General features: G+C 62.0%; 12 protein-coding genes. 2 read left to right on the top strand and 10 right to left on the bottom strand.

All coding sequences use genetic code 11. From position 1 onward, the window contains the following. Window positions 1–10: 10 nt before the first annotated feature. The 4 genes from K7B09_RS08950 to K7B09_RS08965 form a co-directional block, all read right to left on the bottom strand. Complete coding sequence (locus tag K7B09_RS08950; RefSeq protein WP_223629118.1) at window positions 11–1,339, bottom strand: TolC family outer membrane protein; 1,329 nt, start codon at window positions 1,337–1,339, stop codon at window positions 11–13. 22 nt (window positions 1,340–1,361) lie between these two features. Beyond that, entirely contained in the window at window positions 1,362–2,015 is a 654-nt protein-coding gene (locus K7B09_RS08955) for a protein-L-isoaspartate O-methyltransferase family protein (RefSeq protein ID WP_223629119.1), read from the bottom strand. Window positions 2,016–2,150: 135 nt separating this feature from the next. After that, on the bottom strand, window positions 2,151–2,813 hold the full coding sequence (locus K7B09_RS08960) for a TetR/AcrR family transcriptional regulator (protein ID WP_347246914.1): 663 nt from the start codon (window positions 2,811–2,813) through the stop codon (window positions 2,151–2,153). A 101-nt stretch (window positions 2,814–2,914) separates the two neighbouring features. Continuing rightward, a complete protein-coding gene (locus tag K7B09_RS08965) occupies window positions 2,915–3,790 on the bottom strand; it encodes a LysR family transcriptional regulator (RefSeq protein ID WP_223629121.1) in 876 nt (291 codons plus the stop codon). Between the two features lie 99 nt (window positions 3,791–3,889). Here K7B09_RS08965 and leuC point away from each other — a divergent pair, with 99 nt between their 5' ends. Then, window positions 3,890–5,311 carry a 3-isopropylmalate dehydratase large subunit gene (gene leuC / locus K7B09_RS08970; RefSeq protein ID WP_223629122.1) on the top strand — a complete coding sequence of 474 codons (1,422 nt, stop codon included), beginning with the start codon at window positions 3,890–3,892 and terminating at the stop codon, window positions 5,309–5,311. Next, window positions 5,308–5,949 carry a 3-isopropylmalate dehydratase small subunit gene (leuD, locus tag K7B09_RS08975; protein ID WP_223629123.1) on the top strand — a complete coding sequence of 214 codons (642 nt, stop codon included), beginning with the start codon at window positions 5,308–5,310 and terminating at the stop codon, window positions 5,947–5,949. The genes leuC and leuD overlap by 4 nt, the downstream gene beginning before the upstream one ends. A gap of 58 nt (window positions 5,950–6,007) precedes the next feature. On the opposite strand, the gene leuB is transcribed toward leuD, so the two are convergent. Genes leuB through ilvC form a run of 6 tightly spaced genes read right to left on the bottom strand, consistent with a single transcriptional unit; the run spans window position 6,008 to window position 12,708 of the window. Further along, window positions 6,008–7,093, bottom strand: coding sequence for a 3-isopropylmalate dehydrogenase (gene leuB, locus K7B09_RS08980; RefSeq protein WP_223629124.1), 1,086 nt, complete (start codon window positions 7,091–7,093; stop codon window positions 6,008–6,010). A gap of 20 nt (window positions 7,094–7,113) precedes the next feature. Continuing rightward, complete coding sequence (locus tag K7B09_RS08985; protein WP_223629125.1) at window positions 7,114–8,652, bottom strand: 2-isopropylmalate synthase; 1,539 nt, start codon at window positions 8,650–8,652, stop codon at window positions 7,114–7,116. Next, window positions 8,649–9,752 carry a threonine dehydratase gene (locus K7B09_RS08990; protein ID WP_263296769.1) on the bottom strand — a complete coding sequence of 368 codons (1,104 nt, stop codon included), beginning with the start codon at window positions 9,750–9,752 and terminating at the stop codon, window positions 8,649–8,651. The genes K7B09_RS08985 and K7B09_RS08990 overlap by 4 nt, the downstream gene beginning before the upstream one ends. Before the next feature lie 22 nt (window positions 9,753–9,774). Continuing rightward, window positions 9,775–10,011 carry an ACT domain-containing protein gene (locus K7B09_RS08995; RefSeq protein WP_223629126.1) on the bottom strand — a complete coding sequence of 79 codons (237 nt, stop codon included), beginning with the start codon at window positions 10,009–10,011 and terminating at the stop codon, window positions 9,775–9,777. Further along, a complete protein-coding gene (gene ilvG / locus K7B09_RS09000) occupies window positions 9,995–11,710 on the bottom strand; it encodes an acetolactate synthase 2 catalytic subunit (protein ID WP_223629127.1) in 1,716 nt (571 codons plus the stop codon). The genes K7B09_RS08995 and ilvG overlap by 17 nt, the downstream gene beginning before the upstream one ends. Then, entirely contained in the window at window positions 11,710–12,708 is a 999-nt protein-coding gene (gene ilvC / locus K7B09_RS09005; protein ID WP_223629128.1) for a ketol-acid reductoisomerase, read from the bottom strand. Before ilvC ends, ilvG begins: the two co-directional genes overlap by 1 nt. Window positions 12,709–13,047: the final 339 nt, after the last annotated feature.

Consider the following 13,047-nt stretch of genomic DNA (forward strand, 5'->3'; position numbering starts at 1 on the left):
TCTTTACGGATCAGCCGCCGGCCAGACTCTTGTCGATGGCCTTGTCGGTGGTCAGCAAGCGGTTGATGTCTTCCACATCGCTGACATTCAAATCACCTGCGGATTGTTCCAGCAGCAGACGGCTTTGCAGGAAGTTGTACTTGGCCTGCGCATAGGCCTGTTGCGCGCTGAACAAGGTGCGCTGGTTGTTCAATACATCCAGCACGGTGCGGGTACCTACCTCCAGACCCACTTGCGAGGCGTCATACGCCTTTTGTGCGGACAGCAGCGAGGAATGCAGTGCCTCGACTTGGCTGATGCCGGCCACCATGGTCTGGTAGGCGCTACGGGTGCTGCGCTCGACCGCGCGCTTGGTTTGCTCCACGGCATCGGCCGCTGCGTCGCGTTGCGCCAAAGCGCTGCGGATATTCGATTGCGTTGCCATGCCCGAAAAAATCGGTATGTTCAAGGTCAGGCCCACGCTGGTGGAGGCCTTGTTGGCGCCGATGAACGCCGGGTCATACAGGCCGGTGATGGCTTTGCCATACGAGGCTTGCAGGCCAAGCGTGGGCAGATGTCCGGCACGTGCGGTGGCCACCGAAGATTCAGCGGCATCCAGACTGGCTTGTTGTGCTTTCAAGGTGGGGTTGTTGGCCAAGGCATTGGCTACCCAGGCATCCACGTTCTTGTCGCTGGACAGTGCAGGCTTGAAGTCGTCTGGCAGGCCCTTGAGGTTGCCCGCTGCGGCATGGGTGATTTCCAGCAATGCCTGATAGGCATCCTGCGCGGCATTGCGAGCCAGCAGGGTGTTGGCACGTGCGCCGTCGTACTGGGCGCGGGCTTCATACACGTCGGTGATCGGGGCCAGGCCCACTTCCAAACGCTTGCTGGCGAAATCAAATTGCTTCTTCAGTGCGGTTTCTGCTGCTTCGGCAGCGCTCAGGGTTTCCAGCTGCACCAGCACATTGAAGTACGCTGCCGAAGTACGGGTGATCAGGGTTTGGCCCGCGGCTTGCAGCGTAAAACCACCGGCGCGATCGAGTGACTTGGCGCCCTCCAATGCTTTATAGCTGCCGAAATTGAACAGCGACTGCTGCATGTTGATGCCCCACGAGCCGGTGCGTACGCCGCCGACGCCGTGATCGACACGGTTGGCGCCGATGCTGCCACCGATATTGGGCAGTAGCGCCGCCCGCGCTTGCACCGGGCGTTCAGCGGTGACCAAGCGGTTGGCCTCTGCGGCCGCGTATTGGGGATCGCTGTTGCGCGCATTCTGATAGCTCTGGAGCAGGTCATCGGCCTGCGCCGCCATCGGCAGCAGGGCAAAGGCAAGGGCAAGGGTGAGCGGGCGACGCAACATGAGGAGGGATCCTTGACGGGGCTTACAGGGTGAAGGCTGGGGCAGGGGCTGCGCCGGCCAGATAGGACAGGTCGGTTTCAAACAACGTTTCAATGCGGCTGCCGTTGACCGTGCGATGCACCAGCACTGCGTCCATCACTGGCGATTGGCCATGCACGATAAACATGCGTCCATTCGGGTTGAGCCATTCCACGAAGCGTGCCGGGAGACTGTCCATGGCACCAGTGACACATATCACGTCAAAGCTGCGGCCCGGGTTCCAGCTCAGCACATCGGCGCAGCGCACCTGCACATTGCCAATGGCTTGCGCGGCCAGGCGCGCCTGCGCGGCGTCGGCCAGATCGGCATGCAATTCAATGCTGATCACTTCGCGCGCCAACTGCCCCAGACAAGCCGTCAGATAGCCGCTGCCGGTGCCAATTTCCAACACGCTTTCATGTGCCTGCGGTTGCAGCGATTGCAGCAGGCGGCCTTCCAATACCGGCTTCATCATCACCTGGCCATGCCCCAGCGGCAGTTCGACATCGGCATACGCCAAGTTGCGAAGGTCATCGGCCACAAAAGCTTCACGCGGCAGCTTGCCGATGGTGTCCAGCACGCGGACATCCAACACATCCCAAGGGCGTACTTGTTGTTCCACCATGGTTTCGCGGGTACGGGCAAAGTCGATGTTCATACGGGGGAATTCCGATACTGGAAACCGCTTAGTTTAATGCGCCAAGGGCTTTGACTGGTGCGCAGTGTGAGCGTGTTGGTACACCAGCACGCAGTGCCGGAAGTCATCGCCACCAATGGCAATGCAAGGCAGTGTTCAGGCTTTGGCATAAGCACGCAGGAACAGATCCACCACACTCTCGATATGGGCATCCAGATTGCCATCTTGCGTGTTGCCGGCACCGCAGTAATTGCCCAACACGGCTTGCGCGTGCAACTCGCCTTTGAGCAAGGTGAAGAAATGCCCGGCGGCACGGGCCGGTTCATTGATCTCCAGCTCGCCGGCCTCAATCCGGCGCATCAGCAGCGCGGTGAATGCGTCATTGATGCGCTTGGGGCCGGCGTCCCAGATCATTTTCGGCAAATTGCTGCTGGCCACATGCGGCGAACACAGCACACGATGACCGGCAATCGCTTCCGGGGTCATGACCATCGCCAAAAACGCATGTGCGATTTCACTGAGTCGCACGCGCAGCGGTACATTCGGTGCCGGCACGAACAATTCAGTCGGCATGCCGCGTTCGCAATGCGCCTGCACCGCCGCCGCAAACAGGCTGTCCTTGTCACCGTAATGGCTATATACGGTCAGTTTGGAGACGCCCGCCTCGGCGGCGATCTGATCCATGCTGACCCCGCCGTAGCCGTGTTGCACAAACAGTTTGGACGCGGCGGTCAAAATCGAGGCACGTTTGGCCATGTCCTTGGGGCGCCCCGGGGGGGCAGGCTTTCCAGCGGGTGCAGGCGTATTCATGGCGGCCATGGATTCAATGCAGATGCAACACTATACCATACTGTGCGGTTTACTTAATATGGGGATCCGGTGACCACGGCAATCCAGGCCCGGCTATCCTGTGGTGGTACTCAGCCGCGCTCTGCCTGTTGCAGCAACAGCCGTGTGAACGCCTGTGCCGCCCTTGATGGAGTGCGCCCGCTATGGGTGATCAACCCCAATTGGCGCGACAACGCCACGCCCTGCACCGGCAGCCGCAGCAGGCTGCGATCCAGCAAGGTTTGTGGCAGCACGCTCCACGCCAGCCCGACGCTGGCCAGCATTTTGATGGTCTCCAGATAGTGGGTGGTCATCCGCAATTGCAGCGGCAAGCCACGCGCCGCAAAGGCATCGGCCACGATGCGATGGGTGAAGGTGCCGGGGTCGGCCAGCACCGCAGGATGGGCGGACAGATCGCTCAGGCTGAGGCGTGTGCGCTGTGCCAATGGGTGGCTTGGGGCAGCGACAAAATGCAGCGGGTCGTGCCAGACAGGCGTGGCCTGCAACGGCGATGCGGTGGGTCCCAGCGTGGTCAATGCCAACTCGGCGCGGGCGTGCAGCACCTCGTGCCAGGCCTGCTCGGAATCCATGAAGCGCAATTCCAACGCCACCTGCGGGTAGCGTGCGCTGAACTTGCGCAGCAGCGGTGGCAGCCGGTGCAGGCCGATATGGTGACTGCTGACCAAACGCAGGCTGCCACCAATGCCGTGCTCGAGCTCGCGCAGGGCGCGCCGCGCATCGTTGGCATCGCCCAGTAATTGCCGTGCACGCGGCAGCAGCAGTTGGCCGGCTTCGGTGAGTAGCACTTGCCGGCCCACGCGGTCGAACAGGCGGGCATCAAGTTCGGATTCCAACTGCGCAATGCGCTTGCTCACCGCCGGCTGGGTCAGGTGCAGGGCGGCGGCCGCAGCGGAAAACCCGCCGGCATCGGCCACCGCAAGGAATGCAGCAAGATTAGCGAGTTCCATCACTATTCCTAATGGGAATCAATTGGATGAAAAATATCCATTTGAGTGATGAAAGGAAAGCTGCCACTCTGGCACCGACTTGTGCTGCCAAGGTGCACCATGCCCGGCCAAACCCTGTACGACAAACTGTGGAACATGCATGAAGTGGTGCGCCGTGATGATGGCTCGTCGCTGCTCTACATCGACCGCCACATCCTGCATGAAGTGACCTCGCCGCAGGCGTTTGAAGGTCTGCGGCTGGCCGGGCGCAAGCCGTGGCGGGTGGCGGCCAATATCGCCACGCCCGACCACAACGTGCCCACCACCCGCGTCGAGCGCGCCGGTGGGTTGGCGGCGATCAGTGATGACGTATCGCGCGTGCAGGTGCAAACCCTGGACGAAAACTGCGCCGATTTCGGCATCCTCGAATTCAAAATGAACGATGTACGCCAAGGCATCGTGCATGTGGTGGGCCCCGAACAAGGTGCCACCTTGCCCGGTATGACCGTGGTCTGCGGTGATTCGCACACCTCCACGCATGGTGCATTCGGCGCGCTGGCGCATGGCATCGGCACATCGGAAGTGGAACACGTCCTGGCCACTCAATGTTTGGTGGCGCAAAAGATGAAAAACATGCGCGTGCTGGTGGACGGCACGCTGCCACCCGGCGTCACTGCCAAAGACATGGTACTGGCGATCATCGGCAAGATTGGTACCGCCGGTGGCACCGGCTATGCGCTGGAATTTGCCGGCAGTACCATTCGCGCCTTGTCGATGGAAGGCCGCATGACGGTCTGCAATATGGCGATTGAAGCGGGCGCGCGGGTGGGCCTGGTGGCGGTGGATCAAACCACGCTGGATTACGTGCACGGCCGCCCGTTTGCGCCCACTGGTGCCCAATGGGATGCCGCAGTGGCGCAGTGGCGCAATTTGGTGAGCGATGCCGACGCGCTGTTTGATGCCGACGTCGTGCTGCGTGCCGAGGATATTCGCCCGCAAGTCAGCTGGGGCACATCGCCGGAAATGGTGTTGCCAGTGGATGCGCACACGCCAGACCCCGCGCATGAAACCGATCCCGTCAAACAAGACGCGATCACCCGCGCGCTGCACTACATGGGCTTGCACGCCAATCAGCCGATCACCTCGATCCGGTTGGATCGTATTTTTATTGGCTCGTGTACCAATGCCCGCATCGAGGATTTGCGCGCCGCCGCCGCCGTTGCCAATGGCCGCAAAGTGGCCGCGTCCATCAAACAAGCCTTGGTGGTGCCGGGCTCCGGTTTGGTGAAAGCGCAGGCCGAGCGCGAAGGGCTGGATAAAATTTTTATCGATGCCGGGTTTGAATGGCGCGAGCCGGGGTGCTCGATGTGCTTGGCGATGAACCCCGACCGCCTGCAAGCCGGCGAGCACTGTGCGTCCACCTCCAACCGCAATTTCGAAGGCCGCCAAGGCAACGGCGGCCGCACCCATCTGGTCAGCCCGGCGATGGCCGCCGCCGCTGCGATTGCCGGCCACTTCATCGACGTGCGAGCCCTGCAATGACGCCTTTTACCCAACACACCGGCATGGTGGTGCCGCTGGATCGTGCCAATGTGGATACCGACCAGATCATCCCCAAACAATTTTTGAAGTCGATCAAACGCACGGGCTTTGGCCCCAACCTGTTCGACCCGTGGCGCTATCTGGATGAGGGCCAACCGGGGCAAGATTGCAGCACGCGCCCGCTGAACCCCGATTTTGTGCTGAATGCGCCGCGCTACCAGGGGGCCAGCGTATTACTGGCGCGGGAAAACTTTGGTTGCGGTTCCAGCCGCGAACACGCCCCGTGGGCCTTGGCCGAGTATGGTTTTCGCGCCATCATCGCGCCCAGTTTTGCCGATATTTTTTATAACAATAGTTTCAAAAATGGCCTGTTGCCCATCGTGCTGGACAAAGCCGCCATCGACACCCTGTTTACCCAATGCGACGCCAGCGAGGGCTATACGTTGCGCATTGATCTGGACGCACAAACCGTCACCCGCCCGGAGGGTGTGGCGCATACCTTTGCCGTCGATGCCTTCCGCAAACATTGCCTACTCAATGGGCTGGACGATATCGGCCTGACCCTGCAAGACCAAGCCGCCATCGAGGCGTTTGAAACCCGCCACCGCACTGCGCGGCCGTGGTTGTTTGGGAGGTAGGGGCGACGGGCTTGCACGGACGGGTTTCAAACCCGCCCCTGCGGGTCACGCGATCTCCTCAATCCCGCAACGCCAACACCTGGCAGCCTTGCTGGCGTTCCAGCACGGCGGCGGTGGCGGTGTGGGTGCTGACGGCGTGACCTTGTGTGGCAAGGTCGGCGGTGAAGACGCCGGCTTCGAGAGCTTCGGCAACGGATGTTTCGACGCATTGCGCTTCTGCTTCCAGCCCCAGTGAATGCCGCAACAGCAAGGCGGCGCTGAGAATGGTGGCGTAGGGGTTGGCGATGCCTTTGCCGGCGATGTCGGGGGCGCTGCCGTGGATGGGTTCGTAGATGCCGACCTTGCCATCGCCCAGTGAAGCACTGGGCAGCAGGCCCAGTGAGCCGGCCAGCATCGACGCCTCGTCGGTAAGGATGTCGCCAAACATGTTTTCGGTGACGATCACGTCGTACTCGCGCGGGCGTGCCAGCAAATGCATCGCCATCGAATCGACCAGTTGATGCTCCAGCGTGACATCGGGAAATTCCTCGCGCACCACGCGGCTGGTGACGTCGCGCCATAGGCGTGAGGTTTCCAGCACATTGGCTTTATCCACCGAGGTCAGTTTGCCGCTGCGGCTGCGCGCCAAGGTGGCGGCGTGGCGCACCACGCGTTCGATTTCGACAACGCTGTAGCGACACAGGTCGGAGGCATCGGTGGCGCTGCGGGTTTTTTCGCCAAAATAAATGCCGCCGGTGAGTTCACGTACCACCATCACATCCACGCCTTGCAGCAGATGCGGTTTGATGGGCGATGCGCCCAGCGTGGCCGCGTGCGGTTTGACCGGGCGCAGGTTGGAATACAAGCCCAGTGCTTTGCGGATGGCCAGCAGGCCTTGCTCGGGGCGCACCTTGGCATTGGGGTCTGACCACTTGGGCCCGCCCACGGCACCCAGCAACACCGCATCGGCGTGCTGTGCGGCGTGCAACGTCGCGTCGGGCAGCGGCGTGCCGGTGGCGTCGATGGCGGCACCGCCGATCAACTGTTCATCAAACTGGAACTCATGGCCGAAGCGCTGGGCCACGCATTGCAACACTTCGACCGCAGCGGCGGTGACTTCCGGGCCGATGCCGTCACCTGGCAAGACAAGAATATGGGCTTTCATGGTGTTCCCTGGAAAATGGATTAAGCGAAGGCCGGTACGCGCTGCATGGCATAGCTGCGCAGCAGGCGGTTGGCAACCTCCAGCCAGGCAATCGCGGAGGCTTCCAGCACGTCGCGGCTGGTGCCTTGACCGCTGAACGTTTCGCCGCCGATGCGTGCGCTGAGGTTGGCCTCGCCGCGGGCGTCGCGGCCGATGCCCATGCTGTGCACTTCATAGCTTTCCAGTTCGAAATCCACACCGGCAGCCTTGGCCAGTGCGGCAAACAGCGCCGCAATCGGGCCGTCGCCGCTGGCATCCTGCTTGACGCGGTGGCCATCGGGATCCGACAGTTCCACATGCGCACGGGTATGTTGGCCCTCGTCGATCAAACTCATCGAGGCGATGCGCCAGCCGGTATCACCGTGGTCGCCGGCCACCAGCCGCAGCAAGTCGGCATCACTCACCACATGCTGGGTGTGGGTCAGTGCCTTTGCCTGCGCGATGACCAGATCCAGCTGTGCATCGTCCAATACATGCCCTAACGCGCGCAGACGGTCGGCCACCGCCGCACGGCCACTGTGGCGGCCCAGCACCAATTGCGATGCCGGCCAGCCCACATCTTGCGGGTGCATGATTTCGTAGGTGTCGCGGTTTTTCAGCATGCCGTGTTGATGGATGCCGGACTCATGCGCAAAGGCATTCAAGCCGACGATGGCTTTGTTGCGCTGCACTTGGATGCCGGTGATGCGCGACAGCAGGCGCGAGGTGTCCAGCAGTTTGGGGGTGGTGATGCCGGTGTCCACGCCGTACCACCCTTGGCGCACTTTCAGCGCCATCACCAATTCTTCCAGCGCGGCATTGCCGGCGCGTTCGCCGATGCCGTTGATGGTGCACTCCACTTGCCGCGCGCCGCCCTCAATGGCGGCCAGCGAGTTGGCCACCGCCAGTCCAAGATCGTTGTGGCAGTGCGCACTGAACACCACGCCATCGGCACCTTGTACATTGGCGCGCAGGTAGCGGAACAATTCGCGGATTTCATCGGGCGTGGCATAGCCCACGGTATCGGGCACATTCAAGGTAGTGGCACCGGTGGCCACCGCAGCATTGAAAAGTTCAACCAAAAAATCACGCTCGGTGCGAAACGCATCTTCGGCCGAAAACTCGACATCATCCACATGCTTGCGTGCCAGTGTGACGCCCATGATGGCGTGCTCGATCACTTGCTCGCGGCTCATGTTCAATTTGTATTGGCGATGCAGCGGGCTGCTGGAAATAAATACGTGGATGCGTGGGGATTCGGCACGCTCCAATGCGCGCGCGCAGGCTTCGATATCGCCTTCGTGGCAGCGTGCCAGTGCGGCAATCGACGCGCCGCGCACATCGCGGGCGATGGTCTGCACCGCGCTGTAGTCGGCCGGCGAGCTATTGGGAAAACCGGCTTCAATCACGTCCACGCCCAGCTCGGCCAAGGCGTGGGCGAAGGCGATTTTTTGCGCGCCGCTCATGGTGAAGCCGGGCGATTGTTCGCCGTCGCGCAGGCTGGTATCGAAAATGCGGATACGGTTGTTGGGACTGTTCATGCGGGAAGCTCTTCTGTGCGGGAAACGCGCGGCTTGCGCGGCGTTGGGAGGGTATGTGAAAGACTGGACAGCAAGCCGGCAGGCAGTGCGCTTGGCAGCGCTGCCGGCGGCATAAGTCGCTCCTGTTTGCGTTGGCGCGGTTTGCGCGGCGGCCGCGGGCGCACGTCTTGCAGCAGGCTGGCCAGCACGCCGGCATCCAGATTGCCGCCGGACACCACCGCGCATTTGCGCTTGGCGGCGATGCGCTTGCCGGCGGCCAGCGCCAGCGCACCCGCGCCTTCGGCAATTACATGTTCTTCCAGCGCCAAGCGCACCAGGGTTTCGCGTAGTTCGGCTTCGCGCACGATAACGACATCATCCAGCAGCTCACGCAGCACGCGCCGGGTCAGTTGTCCGGGTTCTTTCACTTTCACGCCATCGGCCAAGGTGGCCACCGGCTCAAGGATGCGGTCATCGCCACGCAATGCGCGCGCCATTGCATCCACGCCTTCCACTTGCGCGCCGATCACCCGCACACCTTGTGATTTCAGTGCCAGCACCACGCCCGCCGCCAGGCCGCCGCCGCCAATCGGCACGATCACCACATCCGGCGACAACACGCTGGCAATTTCCAGCCCCACCGTGCCTTGCCCGGCAATCACGTCGGGATCATCGAATGCCGACAGCAGGCGGTAGTCGTGCTGCGCGGCCAACTCGGCGGCAAATGCTTTGGCTTCGTCATAGCTCTCGCCATGCAAGCGCACGGTGGCGCCCCAATGCGCCACGCCGGCAATCTTGGTTTGCGGTGCGCAGCGCGGCATCACCGTGATCGCTTGCAGGCCAAGCCGGTACGCCGCCCATGCCAAACCTTGCGCGTGGTTGCCGGCCGAGGCGGCAATGGTAGGGCGGTTGTCGCCACGTTCGCGCGCGGCCAGCAGCGCGTTCAGCGCGCCGCGCACTTTGTACGAGCCGGTGCGCTGCAGGTTTTCCAGTTTCAACCAGCAGCCAAAACGTTCGGCGTAATGGGTGGGGGTAATGTCCAGATAGCGGCGCAAACGGGCCTGTGCTGCCAGGACATCACTGGCAGAAACAGCTGAGGCGATGGCTACGGAGGGCTCCATCAGCAGACTGCGCTGTGCATGGTTACGCGCATGGTTGCACCTCGACCGCAAGGCAGTCGTAGAGCTTGGCCAGCTGGTGTTGCAGGCCTTCGGCTTCGCGTTCACCTTCCACCGTCATGCGCAACTGCCAGCGCTCGCCATCGGCATGCGCATGGCCATCCACCGACAGCGGTGCAAAACCGCGGCGTTCGGCTGTGCCCAGCACGCGGGTCAGTGCACCTTCGGCACGACGCAAGGTCAACTCAAGCTGGTAGCGCATGGGGGGTCTCTTTGGGTGAGGAAGCGTCGTCGATCATTTGCGCGTTATTGCGGTTGGGTGGCACCAGTGGCCACACATTGGCGGTGGTGTCGATGGCCACATGCAGCAGTGCCGGGCCTTTTGCAGCCAGCAGTGCGGCGATGGCGGTATCCACGTCTCCGGCGCGATCCACATGCAGGGCTTCGATGCCGAAGGCGGTGGCCAAGGCGATGAAGTCGGGGTTGTCGGACAGGTCGATTTCCGAATAACGCTGTTCGAAAAATAGCTCCTGCCACTGCCGCACCATGCCCAGTGCCTGGTTGTCCAACAGCACGATCTTCACCGGCAGGTTGTAGCGGCGCAGGGTGGCCAGCTCCTGGATGTTCATCTGGATCGAGCCATCGCCACTGACGCAGATCACTTGCGCAGTGCGGTCTTGCAGTTGCGCACCGATGGCGGCCGGCAGGCCAAAGCCCATCGCGCCGAGTGCGCCCGAAGTCAGGTGTTTGCGTGGGTGCTGCATTTGCCAGTGCTGTGCCACCCACATTTGATGCTGACCCACATCGCAGACCACGAATGCATCGGCGGCAGTTTCCGATAGCCGCTTCAACAAGGCTGGCGCATACACGGTGGCACCAGGGGCGTCGTAGCGCGGTGCAAATTGCAATGCACGTTGCTGGCATTGGCTGCGCCAGGCCTTGCGTGCTGGGCCGTTGCGGCCATGCAGATGCGCTGCACACGCCAAGGTCAGCTTGGCCAAGGTGGTACAAATATCGCCACGCACACCGGCATCGGCCACCCGCAATTTGCCGATTTCGCAGGCATCCACATCCATATGCACCACACGCGCATGTGGCGCGAACTCGGCCAGTTTGCCGGTGGCGCGGTCATCAAAGCGCGCACCCACCACAATCAGCAAATCGGCCTCTTGCACGGCCAGATTGGCCGCGCGCGAGCCGTGCATGCCCAGCATGCCCAAGTTCAACGGGTGCTTGGATGACAGTGCGCCCAAGCCTTTCAGGGTCAGCACGGTGGGGATTTGGGTGGCATCCACGAAGGTACGGAAGTCCTGCACGGCATCGCCCAGGGCAATGCCGCCACCGCCGTAGATCACCGGCCGCTGGGCCAATGAGATCAAGGCCAAGGCTTCGTGCAGCGAGGCATCCTTGGGCGCCTCGACATCGTCGATGGGCTGCGGCACATGCGGTGGCAGATGGCTGGCATCGGCGTTTTGCACATCCTTGGGCAGGTCGATCAACACCGGCCCGGGGCGACCACTGCGGGCGAGGCGAAAGGCTTCACCAACAATGTTTGGCAATTCGTCCACGCTACGCGCCAGAAAGCTGTGCTTGACCATCGGGAAGCTCATCCCGAATACGTCGAGTTCTTGGAATGCATCGGTGCCCATCAAGCCGGTGGGCACCTGTCCGGTGATGGCCACCATCGGCACCGAGTCCACCAGTGCATCGGCAATGCCAGTGAACAGGTTGGTGGCACCCGGGCCGGAGGTGGCCACGCACACCCCCACGCGCCCGCTGGCACGCGCATAGCCATTGGCGGCAAACGCGGCACCTTGTTCGTGGCGAACCAGCACGTGCTGGAGTTCGGGCACGTCGTACAGCGCATCGTAGAACGGCATGATCGCGCCACCCGGATACCCGAACAGCGTGTCCACCCCTTCTGCAACCAAGGCTTGCGCCAACCAGCGGGCACCGTTCATTACGCGGCCTCGCTCTGTTTGGCGGTGGTATTGGCGGCTTGCGAGGTGCTCAGCCATTGCATATTGGCGCGCAGTTGCTTGCCCACGGTTTCGATCGGATGATCCAGATCGGCCTGTTTCATCGCCTTGTAATTGGCATTGCCGGCGGCATATTCGGCGATCCATTGACGTGCGAAGGTGCCGTCCTGGATTTCTGCCAGCACCTTGCGCATTTGCGCGCGGGTGTTGTCATCCACCACGTAATTGCCGCGAGTCAATGCGCCGTACTGCGCGGTTTCGCTGATGAATTCATGCATGCGCGTGACGCCACCTTCGTAGAACAAATCCACGATCAGCTTCAGCTCATGCAGGCATTCGTAGTAGGCGACTTCGGGCTGATAGCCGGCTTCCACCAGGGTTTCCCAGCCGGCCTGCACCAGCTTGGTGGCACCGCCGCACAGCACGGCTTGTTCGCCAAACAGATCGGTTTCGGTTTCTTCCTTGAAGCTGGTCTTGATCGCGTTCTGGCGCGCACCACCAATGCCGGCGCAGTAGGTCAGCGCCAATTGTTCGGCCTTGCCGCTGGTGTCTTGGTGCACCGCATACACCGACGGCACGCCACGGCCGATTTCGTATTCGCGACGCACCAAGGCACCCGGGCCCTTGGGTGCCACCAGCACCACATCGAGGTCTGCGCGTGGGCTGATCTGGCCGTAATGCACGTTGAAGCCATGCGCAAACAGCAGGCACGCGCCCTTGGCCATATTCGGCTCCAGCACTTCGCCATACAGCTGCGGCTGCACCATGTCGGGGGTCAGCACCGCCACGATGTCGGCGTCTTTCACCGCGTCGGCCGGCGTTTTCACGGTGAAGCCATCGGCCTTGGCTTTCAGCTCGGTGGGGCCGCCGGGGCGCAGGCCCACGGTGACATCGAAGCCGGAGTCACGCAGGTTGAGCGCATGTGCGCGGCCTTGGCTACCGTAGCCGACGATGGTGATGCGGGGTTTGTTGCTGGTCATTGCGGTGGTTCCTGTTGGGAGAGGTTGGTAAAGACCCAAAACGAAAAACCCCGCACCTTGCGATGCGGGGTTTTCGATTTTGGCGTTGTGCGTTTGTTGCTTACACGCCGGATCGTCCCGCAGATGTGGGCGGAATAATGAGTACGAGTACGAGCGCGCTTGCCGCCGAAAGGGCGGTCACGGAAGGTGTCGGCAGGGGCATGTGGCGTTGCAACATAATTGCAGGAAAACACGCTAGGATCGGGTTTGTCAAGCCTCGCGCAAAAATAATCCGGAGCCGCAAAACGATTTCATCTGAAATCGTTGAAAGCTTTCTGCACCAAGGCTTTCATGATTCTT

The sequence above is a fragment of the Thermomonas beijingensis genome (assembly GCF_020034655.1).
GTDB classification, from domain to species: Bacteria; Pseudomonadota; Gammaproteobacteria; order Xanthomonadales; family Xanthomonadaceae; genus Thermomonas; species Thermomonas beijingensis.